The following is a 19,722-nucleotide window of genomic DNA, read 5'->3' on the forward strand; positions in this document are numbered from 1 at the left end:
GCGGGGGCCCCGCTCCGGGGGGCCGGACGTCGCGGGACCCGGTTCCGCCGGTCCGGGTTCGAACGAGCCCGGCTTCGGCGAGTCCCGCTTCGGCGGCGGTCCGGGTTTCGGCCGTCCGAGTTTCGGCGGTCCGGGCTTCGGCGCTCCGGGCGTCGGCGGCCCGGGTTTCGGCGGTCCGGGCTTCGGCGGCGCGGGCCGCGGTGGGGTCGGTTCCACGGCGACCACCCGGTTCGCGGGGAACCGCGGGCGCGGCCGGACCGAGGCCGGCGCCGCAGCCCCGGCCGCCGGCCGAGGCGGCGCCACGCCGGCCCGCACCGTCCAGGTCGGGCGGCCCACCGGCGCGGGCCGGTCCGCCGACCGCAGGTCCGTCACCCGCCGCCCCGGAGCCACCGCCCGCACCGGGCTCCCCGGACGCGCGGCCGGTCCCGCAGCGGGGACCCGCCGCCGTCCGGCGGAAGCCACCGGAGCACCGCGGGAGCGCACCCGCAGCCGGTCGACGGTGACCGCGCCCGGCCCCGCGCCGCCGTGCTCGCCCCGGCCCCCGCGCAACGGGAGCACCAGTGCCAGTACCCCGGCCAGCAGGACCGATCCGGCCACCACGGCCCCGAGTTGCTCGGCGCTCATCCCTGCTCCCTCGCATCGCGCAGCGCCTTCGCCCTGGCCAGGCAGTCCGCGCAGGACTCCGCGAACCAGTCGCAGTCGCTGGGCTCGTTGATGGTGAACCGCAACCCGCACAGCGCATCCCGCACCTGCCCGGGGTACGGCCGCTGCTCGGCGGACAACGCGTGCCGCTCGCCCTTCGCCGGGCGCCAGTACGCGACCGGACCGGCCAACCTGATGAACACCGCGAACCTCCTCGTCCTCCGCTGCGGACACCGCTTTCGCGGCGCGCGTCCGCCGCCGAATTCCGGGACGTTCCGGGCCGCCGCACCGTTCTCTCGCCGCACGGCTCTCACCGCCGACTCCCGCGGCACGACTCCCGCGGCACGTCCGGCGCGCAGCCAGAACCGGCCTACCTGAACGATAAAGAGAGTGCATTCCCGGAGGAACTACCCATTCGGATGATCTTGATTGCGCACAGGTCCGCGCACTGGAACAACTGGACTCGATCCCCCGTTTCGATCGAAAGGCCACCGATGAGCATCACCGGCCCTCCCGTGGCCCGCCTCCAGCTGGGCAGGCTGCTGCGGGACATGCGCGAGAGCTGCGGAAAGACCCAGGAACAGGCGGCGAACGCGCTGGAATGCACGAAACCGAAAATCAGCAAGATCGAGACGGGCAAGGCCACCATCGGACCGGGAGATGTGCGGCTGCTCATCGACTGCTACGGGGTGCCGGGAGACCGCGCGGAAACCGTTCTGCAACTCGCCCGCCAAGCCCGGAAGCGGAATCATATTCGCGTTCCGGACTGGGCACAGCGATTCGTCGCGATGGAAAGCATCGCCGCCACGCTCTTCGCGTACGAGTCCGAACTCGTTCCCGCGCTGTTCCGCACCCCCGAGTACGCCAAGGCGGTCGCGCTCGCGCTCGACCCGCGGCGCGACGCGGACGAGCTCGAACGGCTCGTCACCGTCAACGCCGACCGGCAGGCGGTGCTCGCCGGGGACGAGCCGCCCGCGGTGGCCGTGGTGCTCAACGAGACGGTGCTGCGCCGCCAGGTCGGCGGCTGCGCCGTGATGCACAAGCAGCTCGCGCACCTGCGCGACCTCACCGAGCGGCCGAACATCACCGTGCAGGTGCTGCCGTTCGGCGCCGGCGCGCACGCGGCGATGGGCACCTCGTTCCAGCTGCTGCACTACGAGCAGCCCGCACCGGGGCGGCTCGTCTACATCGAGCACCTCAGCAACGCCGACTACCTCGACGGACCGGCGCAGACCGAGTGGTACGACACCGCGTTCGCCCGGCTCCGGGCGGCGGCGCTGAGCCCCGGCGACACCGCCACCCTGCTCGACGAAGTCCGCTGACCCGGCGGTCCGGCGACGACGGCGACCGGAGCCGTCCGCGACGCGTGCGCAAGAATGATCCCGCGGCGACGGGGAAGATCTTTCTTGAGGACGGTGTCGTGGAGCCCAGCAGCCCGATCCGTGCACCAGGGGAAGCGCGACGCCCCCTCGACGAGCTGACCGCTCCCGCGGCCCGCCGCGCCAGGTGGATCGCGCACGTGGTGGCGCTGCTACTCGGCGTCGCCGGGCTGTGCTGCGCGCTGGCCCTGCCGTTCGCCCCGGTGTGGGCCGACCGCACCGAGGTGAGCTGGCCCGCCGCCGACGAACCCGCGGTGTCCACCACCGCGCTGTTCGCCCCGTACCGCCCCGCCGAGTTCACCGCGACCGTCCCGTGCCGCGCGCTGCGGGCCGCGCTGGACCGGCCGGAGCCGGTGCTGCTGCTGGCCACCACCCCGCCCGGCAGCGAGCGCGACGGGCTGGTGCTGCGCACCGAGGACGGCGCCCCGGACCTGGTGCTCGGCGAACGCGCCGTCCCGCTGCCGCCGCTGCCCGCGGACTGCGACCTCACCGTGCGCGCCGACGCGCAGCGGACCGAGGTCGTGGTCGGCGGGCTGCCCGCGATCGTGCTGCCGGACGTGCCCGCGCCGGAGATCTTCGCGTTCCGCACCGGCCTCGCTCCTGAGCAGGCGGCCGAGCTGTCGGTCACCGCCCGCGCCCACACCTGGTTCGAGACCGCGCCGAGCTCGCTGAAGCTGTCGCTGATCGGGGCGGCGCTCCTGCTGGCCGCGTCCTCGCTGCTGCTGCTCGTCGCGCATACCCCGCCGACCTGGGCCGCGATCCGGCGAGCAGTGCTCGATCGCATCCGCTTCAACACGGCGGCATTACTACTCGTTGATGCCGCGGTGGCGGCGGTGCTGGCGTGCTGGCTGGTCATCGGGCCGATCAGCGATGACGACGGCTTCGCGATGCTGACCATCCGCAACCACGCGGCGACCGGGGACATCGGCAACTTCTACCGCTGGTTCAACGCTTCCGAGGCACCGTTCACGCTGGTGCAGCACCTGATGCGCTGGGTGTCCGAGCACAGCCTCGCGCCCGCGTGGCTGCGGGTGCCGAGCGTCGTCGCCGGGATGCTCACCTGGCTGGTGCTGGCGCACGGCATCGTCGCCCCGCTGTGCCGCGGCGTCCGGCGGGTGCCGGTGCACCTGCTGAGCGCGGTGTTCTTCCTCGCCTGCTGGTTGCCGTTCGACCTCGGCATCCGGCCGGAGGCGTTCGTGGCGCTCGGCACCGCCGCCGTCGTCGCGCTGCTGCTGCGGGCCACCGCGCCGACGGCGCGGGCCCCGTTCGGCCCGCTCGGCGCGGCGGCGCTGCTGACCGGGCTGACCGTCGCCGTCACGCCCACCGGGGTGGCGGCGCTGCTGATCGTGCTGGCGTTCGCACCGCGGATCCGGCGGGTGCTGGTCGTGCAGGGGGCGCTGCCGCGCTGGATCACCGTGCCGACGCGGACCGCGCTGCTGTGCTGCCTCGGCTCGGTCGGGGTGGTGGCGATGTTCGCCGACTCCACCTGGACCGGGTTCCGCCGGGCCACCGAGATCCACGAGGAGTTCGGGCCGAGCCTCGGCTGGTACCAGGAGATCGACCGGTACGCGGAGCTGCTGGGCACCACCACCTGGGGGACGGCGAGCAAGCGGTTGGCGGTGCTGCTGGCGATCGCGGCCGTGCTGCTGGCGTCCGCGGCGGTGCTGCGGCGGCTGCACCGGGCGGTGCGGATGCCGGAGCTGCCGCTGCTGGTCGGCGCGGTGGTGGCGGTGTTCGCGACGCTGTGGCTGACGCCGTCGAAGTGGACGCACCACTTCGGCGCGCTCGCCGGGGTGGCGCCCGCGCTGCTGGCCGCGACCGTGGTGCTGCTGGCCAGGGTGGGGGCGTTGCCGGGCGCGAAGCGCGAATCCCGGCAGCTCGGCGTCGCGGGCGCGGTCGGTGGCGCGGTGCTGGCGGCGCTGGCGTTCACCGGGCCCAACTCGTGGTGGCAGTACTCGGACTTCGGGGTGGCGTGGTCGGACACCGCGGTGCGGCCGCTGGGGCTGCCGTTGGACGGTCCGCTGCCGTGGCTGCTGCTGGCCGCGGTGATCGGTCTGCTCGGGTTCGGGCTGGTGCGGATGCGGGCGCTCGCCGGGGCGTGGACGCTGCCCGCCTCGGCGCTGTTCACCCTGTCGGCGCTGGTGATGGTGGTGGTGCTGCTCGGGTCGTTCGCGCAGGCACCGGCGCAGGCGGGCGCGTTCTCGGTGGGCCGCTCCAGCTGGGACAGCGTGCGGGCCCGCAGCTGCGGCATCGAGAACGAGGTGGAGACGCTGCCGCTGGCCGAGGACGGCGCGCTGCGGCTCGTCGACGGCCCGCTCGACGACACCGGCGCCGAGGCGGAGACCGGCACCGCTGCGACCGCCGACGACGAGGACGGCGAGCCCCCGGCCACCGCCTTCGCCGCGAACCGCGAACGCCCCGGCCGCCCGCCGCAGGAACCGCTGCTGCGCCGCGAACCCGGCGAGCTCGCGCTGCGCCCCACCGGCGCCGAAGCCGAACCCACCGACGCGAGCCCGCTGATGTGGGACAGCCTCCGCGACGGCCCCGCCACCACCGGCGAGGTCACCACCGGCTGGTTCGAGCTGCCCGCGCTGCGCCCCGGGCAGGAGCTGTCGGTGTGGGTCGCCGGCCGCCCCGAGCAGGGCAACGAGCTGGCGCTCCAGTTCGGCGGCCGCACCGGGGACGAGGTGCGCGAGCTCGGTTCCCGCGCGCTGCGCGACACCCCGCCCCGGCAGCTGCCCTACGAGGACCCGCGGAAGGGCCGGCCCGTCGACTGGCGGGACTTCGGCTCCTGGCGGCTGATCACCGTCACCGCCGCCGACCTGCCCGCGCGCGCCGACCGGGTCCGGCTGCACGCCGTGGACACCACCACCGACGAGCAGGGCTGGCTCGCGTTCAGCGGTCCCGCGGTGCGCGACGTGGTGCCGCTGCGCGACGTGCTCGACGGCGGGATCCCGGCGCTGGTCGACTGGCCGATCAGCTTCCTGTTCCCCTGCTACTTCGACTACCCGCGCGTCTCGCACGGCACCGCGGACAGCCCCGGCCTGCTCATCACCCCGCCCGCCGGGGAGGGCTCGATGGCGTTCGACCCGTCCTACGGCGGGGTGTTCACCGGTGTGCTCGGCCAATCCCGGCGGCTGGAGACGCCGAGCAGGCTGCGCGGCGACCCCGGGTTCGCCTGGGGGCACGTGCTGTCGGTGCGCTACGACCTGGACCGCGACGCCTACGACCAGCGCACCCGCCGGGTGTTGCAGGGCGGCGCGGACGGCGACGGCGCCTACCCCTTCGAAGAAGGCGATCTGCACCCGTGACCGCGAACATCACCGGACCGGTGGATAACGATCACGCGATGCCGGTGCCCAGCGGTGGTCCGATGCGGAAAACTCGGGTGCGCCGGGCACCCCGAGCCGTTCCCCGCCCGGACGAACCGCGCCGGATCGCCCGACCGACGGGCAACCGATCCGCCGAGCGCGGCGTCCACGCGACGCGAGGACGGTGACGAGGGGGAGTCAGGTGGCCGAGACGATCAGCCGAGCAGTGCCGGTGCCCTCGCCAGACCGGCGGACCGAGGAGGCGGCCACGGGTTCGCTCATCTCCTACGTGCTGCCGGTGTACGACGAGCAGGACGGCCTGCGCCGGTTCCACCGGGAACTGCTCGCCGCCACCGCGACCCGGCCCGACCTGGAGTACGAGTTCATCTACGTCAACGACGGTTCCCGGGACGGTTCGCTGCAGGTGCTGCGGGAGCTCGCCGAGGCCGACCCGCGGGTGCGGGTGCTGGACTTCGCCCGCAACTTCGGCCACCAGATCGCCATCACCGCCGGGCTGGACCACGCCGAGGGCGACGCGGTGGTCGTGATGGACACCGACCTGCAGGACCCGCCCGCGGTGAGCATCGAGATGATCGACGCGTGGCGCGGCGGCGCCGAGATCGTGTCCGCGCGGCGGCGGACCCGGCGCGACACCCGGTTCAAGCGGCTCACCGCGCACTCGTACTACCGGCTGCTGCACAACCTGGCCGAAGTGGACATCCCGGTGGACACCGGCGACTTCCGGCTGCTGGACCGGCGCGCCGCCGAGGAGCTGCGCGGGTTCCGGGAGCGCAGCCGGTTCATCCGCGGCATGGTCGCCTCGATGGGGTTCCAGCAGACCGAGGTGCTGTTCGACCGGAACGAGCGGGCCGCGGGCGAGACGAAGTACCCGCTGCGCAAGATGGTGCGGCTCGCCGCCGACGGCGTCACCGGGTTCTCCACCGCACCGCTGAAGCTGATCACCCGCATCGGGTTCCTGAGCCTCGGGCTGGCCGCGCTGGGCATCCTCTACGCGGTGGCGCTGCGGCTGTTCTTCCCGCAGATCACCGTCTCCGGCTGGACGATGATCATGGTGGTGATGCTGTTCCTCGGCGGGGTGCAGATGCTCTCGCTCGGCGTGATCGGCAGCTACATCGGACGGATCTACGACGAGGTGCGCCAGCGCCCGCTCTACATCGTGCGCAAGGTGATCCGGCATGACGGGGGTTGAGCAGCGCCGGCTGCCGAGGCCGAGCCGCGCCCTGGTGCTGTACGGGATCATCGGCGTCAGCGGCGTCACCCTCGACTACCTGGTGTTCCTGCTGCTGTTCAACACCTGCGGGCTGCACGAGCAGCTCGCGAACGCGATCAGCACCAGCGTCGGCATCGCGAACAACTTCGCGCTCAACGCCCGGCTGAACTTCCGCACCCGGGACCGGCTGCTGGTCCGCTTCGCCCGGTTCTACAGCGTCGGCCTGGCGGGCATGGCGGTGACGTTCCTGCTGCTGCACCTGGGTTCCGGGCTGCTCGGGGTGACACCGAACCTGGTGAAGGCGGCCGCGATCCCGCTGGTCGTGCTGCTGCAATACCTGATCAACAAGAGATGGAGTTTCGGATGAAGCTGGGTGTCGTGGGCGCCGGGGCCACCGGTCTGACCGCCGCGTTCGACGCGGTGAAGGCCGGCCACGACGTCACCGTGCTGGAGGCCTCCGCCGAGCTCGGCGGGCTCGCGGCCTCCATCGAGGTCGGCGGCACCCCGCTGGAGCGCTTCTACCACCACAGCTTCAAGACCGACCGGGCGATGATCGACCTGATCACCGAGCTCGGCCTGGCCGACGACCTGCGGTTCCACTCCCCCAGCACCGGCGTGTACCTGGACGGCGAGCTGCACCCGTTCGGCACCCCGCTGGAGATGCTGCGGTTCCCGAAGTTCTCGCTGCTCGACCGGCTGCGGTTCGGCGCCAGCTCCGCCGCGCTCAAAGCGGTCCGCGACGGCTCCCGGTTCGGGTCGGTGCGCGCCCTCGACTGGATGCGCCGCTGGGCTGGGCCGCGGGTCACCGGGACCATCTGGGAACCGCTGCTGACCGGCAAGTTCGGCGACCGCGCCGAGCAGGTGTCGATGGCGTGGCTGTGGGCGCGGATCCACTACCGCACCTTCGAGCTCGGCTACGTGCACGGCGGGTTCCAGAAGGTGTACCGGGCGCTGCTGGACGCGGTGACCGAACGCGGCGGCCGCGTCGAGTTCGACAAGCCCGTGGTCTCCGTCCGCCAGCCGAACTCGGTGGAGGTGAAGACCGCCGACGGCACCGCCTACGAGTTCGACCGGCTCGTCGTCACCGTCCCGCAACCGGTGTTCGCGAAGGCCGCCGAGATCGAGTCCGACGACGTGCTGTGGCGCAACCAGTACCTGGGCGCCACCTGCTTCGTGCTGGAGTGCGACCGCAGCGTCATCCCGTACTACTGGCTCAACATCAACGACACCGATTTCCCGTTCCTCGCCGTCGTCGAGCACACCAACATGGTCGACCGCGCCGAGTACGGCGGGCGGCACGTCGTCTACGTCGGCAACTACGTGCCGCGGGACGACTGGCGGTTCACCACCGAACCCTCGGAGCTGCTGGCGCGCTACGTCCCGTGGCTGCGGAAGCTGAACCCGGAGTTCGACGAGTCGTGGATCCAGGACTGGCACTTCTCCAAGGCCGGGTTCGCGCAACCGGTCGTCACGCCCGAGTACCGGGACCTGATCCCGCCGCACGCCACCTCGATGCCGGGGGTCGTGCTGGCCACCATGTCGCAGATCTACCCGCAGGACCGCGGCCAGAGCTACGCGGTGCGGATGGCCCACGACGTCATCCGCGACCTCGGCCTGGACCGGCCCTAGAACGGCGGAACGCCCCCGGCGGGCACCGGGGGCGTTCCGAGATCGGGTTCGATCAGAGGTAGTACGCGAGGAACAGGCAGCCCGCGAGCACGGCTCCGAGGACCAGCAGCACCTTGTCCTTCAGCGCCACCTCCTCCGGCTCGCCCGCGACGCCCTTGTCCACGTCCACCGCGTACCGCAGGATCGCGATCACCATCGGGATGATCGAGATGATGCCCCAGCGGGACTGCTCGATCTCGCGGATGTCGTACGCCCACAGGCAGTACGTCATGATCGTGATCGCGGCCGCGATGGCCCACACGAACCGCAGGTACGACGGCGAGTACGCCTTCAGCGACTTGCGGATCTTCGCGCCGGTCTCGGCCGCCAGCTTCACCTCGGCGTAGCGCTTGCCCGCCACCATGAACAGCGAGCCGAACGCCACCACGATGTAGAACCACTGGGTGATCTCCAGCCCGGCCGCGGCGCCACCGGCGACCGCGCGCAGCAGGAACCCGGAGGCCACGATGCACAGGTCGATCACCGGCTGGTGCTTCAGGCCGAAGCAGTAGCCCAGCTGCACCGCGATGTACACGGCCATCACCGTGAACAGCCCGAAGCTCACCACGCCGGAGATGGCCAGCGAGCCGCCGAGCAGCAGCACCGCCACCACCCAGGCGATCGGCACCGGGATGAGGCCCGCCGCGATCGGCCGGTTCCGCTTGGTCGGGTGCTGGCGGTCCGACTCGACGTCGATGGCGTCGTTGATGAAGTAGATGCCCGATGCGGCCATCGAGAACACCACGAACGCCAGGGCGGCGTCGAGCACGACGTCGGTGTTGAGCAGCGCGCCCGCGGTGAACGGGGCGGCCAGCACCAGGACGTTCTTGACCCACTGCTTCGGGCGCAGCTCCTTGATCAGGCCGCTGATCAGGCCCGCCGGAGTACCCGCCTTCGCGGTCACCTTCGCGTGGTAGGCGTCGGAGGACTTGTCCTTCTCGTCCCCGGCCTTCGCCTCGGACTCCTCCAGCGCGGCGGCGCTGCCGCCCGCCTCGGAGCCGATGGACCCCTCGGCGTCGGCCTCGACCTCGCGCACCTGCTCGGCGTCCGTCTCGACGGGAGCCTTCGCGCCGTTCCCGGCGGAGTTCTCCGTCCCGCCGTCCACCTCGGTCTTCGCCGCGGCCTCGTCGATCCCGCCTTCGGGTTCGCTGACGGTCGCGCCGGTCTCGTTCTTGTCAGCCACGGTTCCTCCGCCGTCTCGTGAACCGCCGGACGCCCAGCGCCACGGCACCGCCGAGCGCTGAACCGGCGAGAACGTCGCTCGGGTAATGAACCCCCAGGACCATCCGGCTGACCATCATCGGCGGCACCAGCGCCGGGGTCAGCCGCTTGCCCAGCAGACCGCCGTAGAGCACGGCGGCCGTCGTCGTCGATGTCGCGTGCGAGGACGGGAAGCTGAGCTTGCTCGGCGTTCCGACCAGCACCTTCACCTGCGGGTCACCGGGCCGGCTGCGCCGCACGACCCGCTTCACCCCGATGGACGCCCCGTGCGCGAAGGCGACGCCGGCCGCGGCCGCGACCCACTCGCCGCGCCGCTTGCGGTCCACCAGCGCACCCACGGCGCCGATCGCCAGCCAGCCTGCCGCGTGCTCGCCGAACAGCGACATCGCGCGGGCCGCCTTGACCACCGGCGGCTTGGCCAGCGCGCCCTGCACCTTGCGCAGGACGAGCGTCTCGGTGGTGACTTCCGGCATCGGTTCCTCGGTGCCGGGGATGAACTCCCGCTCCGCGGCGCTGGACGCGCCGGGAGTCGTCGTAGTCGGTTCAGCAGCCACTTCGTCTCCGGGGTCGGGGCACACAGGTCACGGGGTCGATCACTTCTCGTCGAAGACCTGTTTCCAGGACTCCGGGCTGGTCAGCTCGGGCAGCGCCGCGCGGTAGACCTCGCGCAGCCGCGGCCACTCGCGGGCCAGCTTGCGGTAGTTCGCCAGGGCGCGGAGCCCGAGCCTGCGGAACTCCTCCGGGTCGCGGCGCCGGAACGACACCCCGCTGCCGTCGGCGTTGGACACGGTCGCGCTGTCCAGCGCGCCGAGCAGGAACCAGCGGGCGCTGTCGGCCGGGATGTTCAGCTGCGGCCGCTCGCCCGCCGCCTGGTCGGGTTCCTTGAGGTTGTGCAGCAGCGCCTTCGACGCCCGCGCCGCGATGACCGCCGGGTTCACCGGCGGCTTCAGCAGGCCCTCCGCCATGATCGGGTCCGCCGAGGGCGGCGGGAACTCGCGCGCCGAGGGCAGCGTCTTCGCGTCGTCGTAGTCCTTGCGCAGCTCCAGCACGTCCGGGCGGGCCGTGCGCAGCGAGTCGAACAGCTCGCCCGGTCCGGCCAGGAAGTCCTCGATGGCCTTCTGCTGCACCGCCACCGTGGAGTACTCCATCGACAGCAGGTGCCGCAGGGTCAGCTTCAGGCCCTGCTTGACCAGGACCTGCCGCACCTCTTCCGGGCTGTGCAGCGCGGCCATCACCAGCCGGTTGCGGGTGTGGAAGTAGGCGGTCCAGTCCGTGGCGTCGTTCTTGTCCGTCCACGGCATGTGCCACACCGCCGCGCCCGGCAGCGTCACCGTCGGGTAGCCGTGCGCGCCGGCGCGCAACGAGTACTCCGAGTCGTCGAACTTGATGAACAGCGGCAGCGGCAGCCCGGAGTTCTCGATGACCTCACGCGGGAACAGGCACATCCACCAGCCGTTGTAGTTCGCGTCGATCCGCTTGTGCAGCTTCTTGCTCTTGCGCAGCGGGGTCTTCGCGAAGTCGTAGTCGGTGACCGCGCCCGGCGCGGGGCGCCAGATGCCGACGCCGACGTCGACGACCTCGCCCATGCTGTGCAGCCGCGAGCGGGCCTGCAGGTTCAGCATGTGGCCGCCGACGATCACCGGGTGGGAGGCGGCGCGGGCGAACGCGTTGGCGCGCAGCACGCCGTCCGGCTCCAGCGCGATGTCGTCGTCCATGAGCAGGACCTGCTCGGCGTCCGAGTTGTGCACGCCCTCGTACATGACGCGGGTGAAGCCGCCGGAGCCGCCGATGTTGGCCTGCTCGATCACCTGCAGCTTGTCGCCGAGCCGCTCGGCCGCCAGCTCGAAGCCCTCGGTGTCGCGGATCTTCTGACCGCCCTGGTCGGCGACGACGACCTTCTCCACCACGGCCATGACCTCGGGGTCCTCGCCCAGGGTCTGCAGCGCCACGACGCAGTCGGCCGGGCGGATCGTGGTGGTGCCCACGACGACCCGCTGCCGCGGCAGCTCGACGTCGGTGGTCCAGGCCGCCTCGTCGACCTCCAGCGCGCTGTCGTTGGTGAACAGGTCGAACCAGATCCAGCCGCCGTCCTCGAACGGCTTCAGCGAGACCCGGAACTCCAGCCACGTCCAGGACTTCGGGCTGGCGACCGGCGCACCTTCCAGGTGCACGCTGTCGCCGTTGGCCTTCGAGCGGTAGACGTCGAGCCGACCGGCCCCCTTGACCTTCAGCCGCAGCACCACCTCGTCGACCTTCGTCCACCGCTTCCAGTAGCTGGCGGGGAAGGCGTTGAAGTAGGACGCCAGCGAGATCTTGGAGTGCGCGGGCACCTTGATCGAGCGCCGGGACACCACCGTGGTGGTGCCGGTCTGCGGCTCGTCGATGTAGAGCGCGCGCACGTCCAGCGGGTCCTCACCACGCGGGAAGACCACGCGTTGCAGCACCTGCTCGGGAGCCACCTTGCGGCTCTTCGAGCGGGTGGCGGCCGCCTCACCGGTCTTGCTCTCGGCCGCGGTCGCGGTCCCGGCGCGCTTGGTGGCGGCCGCGGACTCGTCGGGGGTCCGGTCGGTCACGTCAATCCTCCAGCGAGCCGTCCAGGAGGCGGCCCTCGGTGAAATAGGGGGTGAGCTTGTTGTCGAACATGCTCAACGCCGAGCCGATCGCCATGTGCATATCGAGGTACTTGTAGGTGCCCAGCCGGCCGCCGAAGAGCACCTTGCGCTCCTTGGCCTCGGCCTTCGCCTTCTCGCGGTACGCCTCGAGCTTCGCCCGGTCGTCGCCGGTGTTGATCGGGTAGTACGGCTCGTCGCCGTGCTCGGCGAACCGCGAGTACTCCCGGACGATCACCGTCTTGTCCTTCGGGTGCCGGTCCTCCCGCTCGGGGTGGAAGTGCCGGAACTCGTGGATCCGGGTGTAGGGCACGTCCTCGTCCGCGTAGTTCATCACCGGCGTGCCCTGGTAGTCGCCGGTCGGCACGACCTCGGACTCGAAGTCGAGGGTGCGCCAGCCCAGCTCGCCCTCCGAGTAGTCGAAGTAGCGGTCCAGCGGGCCGGTGTACACCACGGGCACGTCGGCCGGGAGCTCGGCGCGGACGTCGAAGTAGTCCGTGCTGAGCTGGACCTCGATGTTCGGGTGCTCCGCCATCTTCTCCAGCCAGGCGGTGTAGCCGTCGACCGGAAGACCCTCGTAGGTGTCGTTGAAGTAGCGGTTGTTGAAGTTGTAGCGGACCGGCAGCCGGGTGATGTTCGCGGCGGGCAGCTGCTTCGGGTCGGTCTGCCACTGCTTGGCCGTGTAGCCGCGCACGAACGCGTCGTACAGCGGACGGCCGATCAGGGAGATCGCCTTCTCCTCCAGGTTCTGGGCGTCGGCGGTCTTGATCTCCGCCGCCTGCTCCGCGACCAGCGCCTTGGCCTCGTCCGGGGAGAACGCGCGACCGAAGAACTGGCACAGCAGGCCCAAGTTCATCGGGAACGAGTAAATCTGTCCCTCATGCCGGGTGAACACCCGGTGCTGGTAATCGGTGAAATCCGTGAACCGGTTCACGTACTCCCACACCCGCTTGTTCGAGGTGTGGAACAGGTGCGCGCCATAGCGGTGCACCTCGATACCGGTTTCCGGTTCCGGTTCCGAATAGGCGTTTCCGCCGATGTGGTCACGTCGGTCCAGCACCAGCACCCGCTTGTCCAGCTGGGTGGCGGCGCGCTCTGCGATCGTCAGTCCGAAGAATCCGGAGCCAACAACGATCAGGTCATAGCCTGCGAAGCTCACAGCCGTCGAGGGTAGCGGCCAGCCGACGGGGCCCGGGAACCGCGTTGAGGTTCCCGTCCCGATTCAACTACATCACGTGTTTTCGCTGGCCATCCGGGTGGCGCTGAGTCCGATCAAGACCGATCGTGCAGCACGAACAGTGACACTTCGCGACTCTCCGGAGTCGTCGCGACGATCGGTGTCGCTCAGCGCGGTGACGGGACCGGCGAGTCGGATTCGGTAGCATCGCCGCGGCCCGCTCCCGGACCTGGAAGGTGATCTGCAGCGTGACCAAGGTCCGAGACGGCCGGTACCTGCTGGTGGCGGCGATCGTCCTGGAAGCGCTGGCGATCTGGTTCGTGCACTGGATCGACACCCGCGGCTACATGGACACCGAGATTTACCGGCTCGGTGCCCGAGCGTGGCTGAACGGTTACGAGATCTACGGCGACCTGACTCCGGAATCCCCGGACAGCACCACCCTGCCGTTCATCTACCCGCCGTTCGCGGCGATCGTCTTCACCCCGCTGTGGTGGTTGTCCGGCGATGCCGCCGTCGTCGTGGTCTCGGTGCTCTCGCACCTGTCGATCCTGGTGACCGCGTATTCGTTCGCGCGCTCTTCGCCCTACCTCGCGCCGAACGCCGGGTCGGTGGCGGTGGCCACCGCGGTCGCCCTGCCGGTCATGACGATCATCGAGCCGACGCGGGACACGGTGAACTACGGGCAGGTCAACCTGCTGCTGATGGGCCTGGTCGCCGCCGACTGCCTGCTGCCGCGCACCCGGTGGCCGCGCGGGCTGCTGGTCGGGATCGCCGCCGCCATCAAGCTCACCCCGCTCGGCTTCCTGCTGCTGTTCCTGCTGCGCAAGGACTTCCGGGCCATGTCGGTCGCGGCCGTCACGTTCGCCGGGACGGTGTTGCTGGGGCTGCTGGCGGCGCCGGACGACTCGGCGGACTGGTGGCTGGACAAGATGTTCTCCACCGGCGAGGACATCGGCGCGGTGTACGCCGGGAACCAGACGCTGCGCAGCCTGCTCGCCAAGCAGGACATCACCGGGACGGCGCTGGACTCGCTGTGGATCGCCGGGTCGCTCGTGCTGCTGGTGCTCGCCGTGCTGGGGATGCGGTACGCGCTGCGCACCCGGAACGTGCCGCTGGCGCTGGTGGTCAACGCGGTGCTGGTGCTGCTGATCTCGCCGATCTCCTGGTCGCACCACTGGGTGTGGGCCGGGCCGGCGCTGGTGCTCGTGTTCGCGATGGCCTGGCGGCACCGCTGGTACGGGATCGCGATGTACGCGGGGCTGTGCGCGCTGGCGGTGCTGGTCGCGCCGCACTGGTACCTGCCCAACACCGGGGACCGGGAACTGCGGTGGACGTTCTCGCAGCAGGTCGTGGGCGGTTCCTACGCGCTGCTGGGCATCGGCTTCCTCATCGCCTGCGCGGCCGCGCACCTGCTGCACCGGCAGCGGACCGCGGCGGAACCGGCCGCCGAACGGGTCGGCAGCGGGGTCTAGCCAGGACGCCGTGTCCGCCTCCCCAGCCCGAACACGGCGCTCCGAACGTTCATCAGATCTTCACGCCGCCCGCGGCGGCGCCCGGTCAGCGGGTCACGGCCACCAGCGCTCCAGCACCTGCGCGACCCCGTCCTGCCCGTTGCACCCGGTGACCTCGTCGGCGATCTCCAGCACCCCCGGGTGCGCGTTGCGCATCGCCACGCCGTGGCCCACCCAGTCCAGCATCGGGATGTCGTTGGGCATGTCGCCGAAGCCGATCACCTCGTCCGGCGGGACGCCGAGCTTCTCGGCCACCGCCGCGAGGCCGCTGCCCTTGTCCACCCCCGGCGCGGACAGCTCGACCGGGCCGCCGCCCATCGAGCAGGTCAGGCACAACCGGGGCCCCAGCACCTCCTCGACGGCGGGCACCAGGTCGGTGCTGCGGTCCTCGTGCAGCACCATCAGCTTCACCGCGGGCCGGTCGAACAGCTCCGAGCGCTCCACCACCCGGATGTCCCGGTTCGGCCAGACCCGGTGGAACCCGGCCTCGGCGAGGAACTGCTCGGCCACGTCGTCCCGGGCCCGGCCGGTGGAGCGCTCCACCGCGAACGTGCAGCCGGGCAGCGCCTCGCGCAGCTCGCGGGCCGCGTCGCGCAGCTGCTCCGGTTCCATCTCGGTGCGGTGCAGCACCCGGTCGGATTCGGCGTCGTAGAGCACCGCGCCGTTCGAGCACACCGCGATCCCGGCCACGCCGAGACCATCCACTATCTGCGGCACCCATCGTGGTGGCCTTCCGGTGACCAGCACGAACGGGGTGTCGTCCACGACGGCGCGCACGGTGCGCGCCGTCCGCTCGCTGACCTGGACCGACGGGTCCAGCAGCGTTCCGTCCACATCGGATGCGACTAGCGCGGGTTTGTTCACCCGGGACATGCTGGCGAGACCGCGCACGAGCCGGGGCTCGATTAATCCGGCTTCACCTGACAGTGTGGATCTTTCCGTCGGCCGGGGAGCACTCGGACGGGCGGCAGGCACGAAACCTGGTCAAGAGCCCGCACAGGGTCGAACCCGTCCGGGTGGTACCGATACGGTCAGCGGTGTGCGCGTTGGGATTGTGATACTGCCCGAACACCGGTGGTGGGCCGCGGAGCCGCTGTGGCGGATGGCCGAGGAGTACGGCTTCGCCCACGCCTGGACCTACGATCACCTGGGCTGGCGGTCGCTGGTCGACAAACCCTGGTTCGACGCGGTGCCCACGCTCACCGCGGCGGCGACCGTGACCTCCACGATCCGGCTGGGCACCCTGGTGGCCTCGCCGAACTTCCGGCACCCGGTGCACTTCGCCCGGGAGATCACCGCGCTCGACGACATCTCCGACGGCCGGATCACGCTCGGCATCGGTGCGGGCGGGTCCGGCTTCGACACCGCGGTGCTCGGCGGGCAGCCGCTCGCCCCCGCCGCCCGGACCGAGCGGTTCGAGGAGTTCGTCGAGCTGCTCGACAAGATCCTCACCCAGGACAACACCAGCTGGTACGGCGAGCACTACACCGCCGTGGAAGCCCGCCGCGCCCCCGGCTGCGTGCAGCTGCCGCGCCTGCCGTTCGTCATCGCCGCGAACGGGCCGCGCGCGATGCGGCTCGCCGCCCGCTACGGGCAGGGCTGGGTGACCACCGGCAGCGGCGGGGACGACGTCGAGGCCTGGTGGCGCGGCGTGGCCGAGCTGACCAAGAAGTTCGACGACGCGCTGGCCGCCGAGGGCAAGGCCCCGGCACGCGTCCACCGCTACCTGCAGGCGGACGCGGCACCGGCGTACTCGATGAGCAGCGTGGAGTACTTCAAGGAGGTCGTGGGCCGGGCCGCCGAGCTCGGCTTCACCGACGTCGTGACGCACTGGCCGCGCACCGATTCGCCCTACGAGGGGACCGAGTCGACGGTCGAGGAGATCGCCTCCGAGGTCCTCCCCGAGCTCTGACCCGCGAGGCAGGCGGCCCGTCCGGAACGCCCCCCCCGGACCGCTACGCGGGCGGGTCCGTGGTGAGCAGGGTGGCGCCCACCGCCAGGAACTCGGCGGGCTCGCCGCCGGGCACCACCAACCGGTGCGCCACCGTCGCGCCGAAGCTGGCGCTGTCCCCGGCCCGCAACGTCACCGAATCCTGCTCGAACTCGACGCGCAGCTCCCCGCTGAGCACGTACAACCAGTCGTGCCCCTCGTGCTGCACCGGCCGCACCCCGACGCTCGTCGGGTCCAGCCGGTAGCGCGCCGCGTACATCCCGGGCAGCACCGAGCGGGGCGTGAGCACCTGCACGGCGAGGTCACCGGATTCGACGGTGGGCACCTCGTCGCCGCGCATCACGACCGCGGCCGGGCCGGGCACCGCGTCGGTGAACAGTTCGGGGAGCGCCACGTCCAGCGCTCCGGCGAGCGCGGTGAGCTCCGGAAGCGTCGGCGTCGCCGCCTCGTCCTCGACGGCCGCGAGCCGCTCCGCGGTGAGCCGCGCGGCCTGGGCCAGTCCGGTCCCGGGCAGCCCGCGCTCGGCGCGCAACCGGCGGATCCGCTCGCCGATGCCCGCCAGGCCCCGGGCGTCCGCGCCGTCGCCGGGCGCGCTCTGTCGTTCAGCTGAAGGATCCGCCACGCCCACCACCATAGGCGCTGGTCCCCCGCGCATCCCGGCACCGAGCTCCGCGTGCCGGTGTGGGCGCGGGCACGCCCGGGTAGGCCGGGCGGAGGAGGTGCCGACATGTCCGAACGGTCCACCGCCCGCGCGCTGGTGCGCGAAGCGGGCACCACCTACGCGGAGCAGGCGGGCATAGCGCTCGCCGACAAGCCGTCCCCGCTGTACCGGTTGCTGGTGCTGTCGGTGCTGCTGTCCACCCGGATCAAGGCCGAGATCGCGGTGGCCGCGGCCCGGGAGCTCGGCGAGTTCCCCACCGCGGAGCGGATGCGGGACTCGACGTGGCAGCAGCGGGTGGACGCGCTGGGCCGCGGGCACTACGTGCGCTACGACGAGAGCACGGCCACGGCGCTCGGCCGCGGCGCCGAGCTGGTGCTGGACCGCTACCGGGGCGACCTGCGCCGGTTGCGGGCCGCTGCGGACGGGGACCCGGCGGAGGTGCAGCGGCTGCTGCGCGAGGTGCCGAGCCTCGGCCCGGTCGGCGCGCACATCTTCTGCCGGGAGGCGCAGGCGGTGTGGCCGGAGCTGCGCCCCCACTTCGACGCGAAGGCGCTCTCCGGCGCCGAGAAGGCCGGGTTGCCCGCGGACGCGCACCGGCTGGGCGAGCTGGTGCCCGCGGACGACCACGCCCGCTTCTCCGCCGCCCTGGTGCGCATCACGCTGGAGAAGGGCCTCCTCCAGGAGATCACCGCGTCGGCCTGATCAGGCGACCGGTTCGAGCACTTCCCGGCCACCGAGGAACGGCCGCAGCGCCGCGGGCACCACCACGGAACCGTCCGGCCGCTGGTGGTTCTCCAGGATGGCCACGATCCACCGGGTGGTGGCGAGCGTGCCGTTGAGCGTGGAGGCGATGGCGTTCGGGCCGTCGGCCTCCCGGTAGCGGGTGTTGAGCCGCCGCGCCTGGAACGTGGTGCAGTTCGAGGTGGAGGTCAGCTCGCGGTAGGCCTGCTGCGACGGGATCCACGCCTCGCAGTCGAACTTCCGGGCCGCGCTCGCCCCGAGGTCGCCGGCCGCGGTGTCGATCACCCGGTACGGCACCTCGATCTTGGCGAGCATCTCCTCCTCCCACGCGAGCAGCCGCTCGTGCTCGGCGCGGGCCTCCTCCTCGCGGCAGTAGACGAACATCTCCAGCTTGTTGAACTGGTGCACGCGGATGATGCCGCGGGTGTCCTTGCCGTAGGAGCCCGCTTCGCGGCGGAAGCAGGTGGACCAGCCCGCGTAGCGCAGCGGACCGGCGGCGAGGTCGAGGATCTCGCCCGAGTGGTAGCCCGCGAGCGGGACCTCGGAGGTGCCGACCAGGTACGCGTCGTCCTCCTCCAGCCGGTACACCTCGGTGGAGTGGGAACCGAGGAAGCCGGTGCCCTCCATGATCTCCGGGCGGACCAGCACCGGCGGCACGACCAGGGTGAACCCGGCGGCGGTGGCCTGGGCGGCGGCCATGTTCAGCAGCGCCAGCTCCAGCTGGGCGCCGATGCCGGTGAGGAAGTAGAACCGGGCGCCCGCGACCTTCGCGCCGCGCTCCATGTCGAACGCGCGCAGCCCCAGGCCGAGGTCCAGGTGGTCCCGGACCTCGAAGTCGAACTCGTGCGGGGTGCCGACGTGCTTGAGCACCACGAAGTCGTCCTCGCCGCCGGGCGGGGTTTCGGGCTCGACGATGTTCGAGACCTTCTTCTGGGTGCGCAGCAGCTCGGCGTCGGACTCGGTCTGCTCGGCCTCGGCCTGCTTGACCTGGGCGGAGAGGTCCTTGGCGCGGGCCAGCAGCTCGTCGCGCTCCTCGCCCTTGGCCTTGCCGACCTGCTTGCCGAGCTGCTTCTGCTCGGCGCGCAGCGTGTCGGCTCGGGACACCGCGGACCTGCGACGCTCGTCGGCGGCGAGCAGCGCGTCCACGAGGGACGCGTCCTCACCTCGGGCGCGCTGCGAGGCGCGCACGGCCTCCGGGTCATCGCGAAGCGTCTTGAGGTCGATCACAGCAGGTGAGCCTAGCCGGTCGGCTCCCTCCGGTGCCGTCGCGGGGGCGGTGCCCGCGGCCCGTCCAGGTCATCCGGGTGGCCGGTCGGGGCGTCAGCGCTCGTGGCGGCGCCGCTGCCGGGGCCGGTCCCGGCGGACGGGGTCGCCGAGCCTGCGCCCGGTCGCCGAGCGGTAGCGCGCCCGGCGCGCGGTCTCGGCGGGGCGGCGCGGGGGTCGCTGGTCAGCGGCCTGCTCGTCGGTCGCCGGAGCGGGTTCCTCGGCCACGGCGGCGGGCTGCCCGGGGGCGTCGGCGTCGGCGGGCTCCGGCCGCTCGGCGGCGGGTTCGGCAGGGCGCCCGGCGGCGGACCCGGCGGGCGCTGCGCGGCACCGGGTCGCTGCCCGGCGGGCGGC

16 protein-coding genes and 2 pseudogenes are annotated in these 19,722 nt (G+C 72.0%); 8 read left to right on the plus strand and 10 right to left on the minus strand.

Annotated features, from left to right (window positions below):
* Together LCD33_RS24790 and LCD33_RS24795 are read right to left on the minus strand one after the other, a co-directional pair.
* Positions 1 to 624: pseudogene (locus LCD33_RS24790) on the minus strand (hypothetical protein); the annotation flags it as partial.
* On the minus strand, positions 621 to 845 hold the full coding sequence (locus LCD33_RS24795) for a zinc finger protein (protein ID WP_224958415.1): 225 nt from the start codon (positions 843 to 845) through the stop codon (positions 621 to 623). The pseudogene LCD33_RS24790 and the gene LCD33_RS24795, both read right to left, overlap by 4 nt.
* Positions 846 to 1,136: 291 nt before the next feature.
* On the opposite strand from LCD33_RS24795, the gene LCD33_RS24800 reads away from it, so the two are divergent.
* From LCD33_RS24800 to LCD33_RS24820, 5 genes are all read left to right on the plus strand, one after another.
* Positions 1,137 to 1,964 carry a helix-turn-helix transcriptional regulator gene (locus LCD33_RS24800; protein WP_224958413.1) on the plus strand — a complete coding sequence of 276 codons (828 nt, stop codon included), beginning with the start codon at positions 1,137 to 1,139 and terminating at the stop codon, positions 1,962 to 1,964.
* Positions 1,965 to 2,062: 98 nt separating this feature from the next.
* Positions 2,063 to 5,332: an arabinosyltransferase domain-containing protein gene (locus LCD33_RS24805; protein ID WP_224967114.1), complete on the plus strand. Its 3,270-nt coding sequence runs from the start codon at positions 2,063 to 2,065 to the stop codon at positions 5,330 to 5,332.
* A gap of 202 nt (positions 5,333 to 5,534) precedes the next feature.
* A complete protein-coding gene (locus LCD33_RS24810) occupies positions 5,535 to 6,542 on the plus strand; it encodes a glycosyltransferase family 2 protein (protein WP_224967115.1) in 1,008 nt (335 codons plus the stop codon).
* Positions 6,529 to 6,930, plus strand: a complete 402-nt coding sequence (locus LCD33_RS24815; protein WP_224958410.1) for a GtrA family protein — start codon at positions 6,529 to 6,531, stop codon at positions 6,928 to 6,930. The genes LCD33_RS24810 and LCD33_RS24815 overlap by 14 nt, the downstream gene beginning before the upstream one ends.
* Positions 6,927 to 8,192 carry an NAD(P)/FAD-dependent oxidoreductase gene (locus LCD33_RS24820; protein ID WP_224958409.1) on the plus strand — a complete coding sequence of 422 codons (1,266 nt, stop codon included), beginning with the start codon at positions 6,927 to 6,929 and terminating at the stop codon, positions 8,190 to 8,192. Before LCD33_RS24815 ends, LCD33_RS24820 begins: the two co-directional genes overlap by 4 nt.
* A gap of 52 nt (positions 8,193 to 8,244) precedes the next feature.
* On the opposite strand, the gene LCD33_RS24825 is transcribed toward LCD33_RS24820, so the two are convergent.
* The 4 genes from LCD33_RS24825 to glf all read right to left on the minus strand — a co-directional run bounded on the left by LCD33_RS24825 (position 8,245) and on the right by glf (position 13,220).
* Positions 8,245 to 9,201, minus strand: a complete 957-nt coding sequence (locus LCD33_RS24825; protein ID WP_255615105.1) for a decaprenyl-phosphate phosphoribosyltransferase — start codon at positions 9,199 to 9,201, stop codon at positions 8,245 to 8,247.
* 205 nt (positions 9,202 to 9,406) lie between these two features.
* Entirely contained in the window at positions 9,407 to 9,925 is a 519-nt protein-coding gene (locus LCD33_RS24830; protein ID WP_224967134.1) for a phosphatase PAP2 family protein, read from the minus strand.
* A gap of 120 nt (positions 9,926 to 10,045) precedes the next feature.
* Positions 10,046 to 12,025 (minus strand): glycosyltransferase, encoded by a 1,980-nt coding sequence (locus LCD33_RS24835; RefSeq protein WP_308011326.1) that lies wholly within the window; start codon positions 12,023 to 12,025, stop codon positions 10,046 to 10,048.
* Position 12,026: 1 nt separating this feature from the next.
* Positions 12,027 to 13,220, minus strand: coding sequence for a UDP-galactopyranose mutase (gene glf, locus LCD33_RS24840; protein WP_224958408.1), 1,194 nt, complete (start codon positions 13,218 to 13,220; stop codon positions 12,027 to 12,029).
* Between the two features lie 266 nt (positions 13,221 to 13,486).
* Between glf and LCD33_RS24845 the strand changes: the two genes are divergently transcribed.
* Positions 13,487 to 14,713, plus strand: coding sequence for a glycosyltransferase 87 family protein (locus tag LCD33_RS24845; RefSeq protein ID WP_224978348.1), 1,227 nt, complete (start codon positions 13,487 to 13,489; stop codon positions 14,711 to 14,713).
* Positions 14,714 to 14,806: 93 nt separating this feature from the next.
* On the opposite strand, the gene LCD33_RS24850 is transcribed toward LCD33_RS24845, so the two are convergent.
* Positions 14,807 to 15,616, minus strand: coding sequence for an HAD family hydrolase (locus LCD33_RS24850; RefSeq protein WP_224958406.1), 810 nt, complete (start codon positions 15,614 to 15,616; stop codon positions 14,807 to 14,809).
* Between the two features lie 175 nt (positions 15,617 to 15,791).
* On the opposite strand from LCD33_RS24850, the gene LCD33_RS24855 reads away from it, so the two are divergent.
* The gene (locus LCD33_RS24855) at positions 15,792 to 16,664 is read left to right on the plus strand and encodes an LLM class flavin-dependent oxidoreductase (RefSeq protein WP_224958405.1); all 873 of its coding nucleotides are present in this window, start codon (positions 15,792 to 15,794) and stop codon (positions 16,662 to 16,664) included.
* A gap of 43 nt (positions 16,665 to 16,707) precedes the next feature.
* Here the strand turns inward: LCD33_RS24855 and LCD33_RS24860 are convergent, their stop codons facing one another.
* Complete coding sequence (locus LCD33_RS24860) at positions 16,708 to 17,325, minus strand: helix-turn-helix domain-containing protein (protein WP_224958404.1); 618 nt, start codon at positions 17,323 to 17,325, stop codon at positions 16,708 to 16,710.
* A gap of 105 nt (positions 17,326 to 17,430) precedes the next feature.
* Here LCD33_RS24860 and LCD33_RS24865 point away from each other — a divergent pair, with 105 nt between their 5' ends.
* Positions 17,431 to 18,066: an endonuclease gene (locus LCD33_RS24865; RefSeq protein ID WP_224958402.1), complete on the plus strand. Its 636-nt coding sequence runs from the start codon at positions 17,431 to 17,433 to the stop codon at positions 18,064 to 18,066.
* Here the strand turns inward: LCD33_RS24865 and serS are convergent, their stop codons facing one another.
* A complete protein-coding gene (gene serS / locus LCD33_RS24870) occupies positions 18,067 to 19,332 on the minus strand; it encodes a serine--tRNA ligase (RefSeq protein WP_224958400.1) in 1,266 nt (421 codons plus the stop codon).
* A 93-nt stretch (positions 19,333 to 19,425) separates the two neighbouring features.
* Positions 19,426 to 19,722: pseudogene (locus LCD33_RS24875) on the minus strand (hypothetical protein); the annotation flags it as partial.

It is taken from the genome of Saccharopolyspora sp. 7B (assembly GCF_020177435.1).
In the GTDB taxonomy this organism is placed as follows: Bacteria; Actinomycetota; Actinomycetes; order Mycobacteriales; family Pseudonocardiaceae; genus Saccharopolyspora_C; species Saccharopolyspora_C gregorii.

What these genes read in the sequence shown, in the direction of transcription:
- LCD33_RS24830 (WP_224967134.1), bottom strand. Translation starts at nt 9,925, where the DNA reads ATGCCGGAAGTCACCACCGAGACGCTCGTCCTGCGCAAGGTGCAGGGC.
- LCD33_RS24820 (WP_224958409.1), top strand. Translation starts at nt 6,927, where the DNA reads ATGAAGCTGGGTGTCGTGGGCGCCGGGGCCACCGGTCTGACCGCCGCG.
- LCD33_RS24800 (WP_224958413.1), top strand. Translation starts at nt 1,137, where the DNA reads ATGAGCATCACCGGCCCTCCCGTGGCCCGCCTCCAGCTGGGCAGGCTG.
- LCD33_RS24815 (WP_224958410.1), top strand. Translation starts at nt 6,529, where the DNA reads ATGACGGGGGTTGAGCAGCGCCGGCTGCCGAGGCCGAGCCGCGCCCTG.
- LCD33_RS24865 (WP_224958402.1), top strand. Translation starts at nt 17,431, where the DNA reads ATGTCCGAACGGTCCACCGCCCGCGCGCTGGTGCGCGAAGCGGGCACC.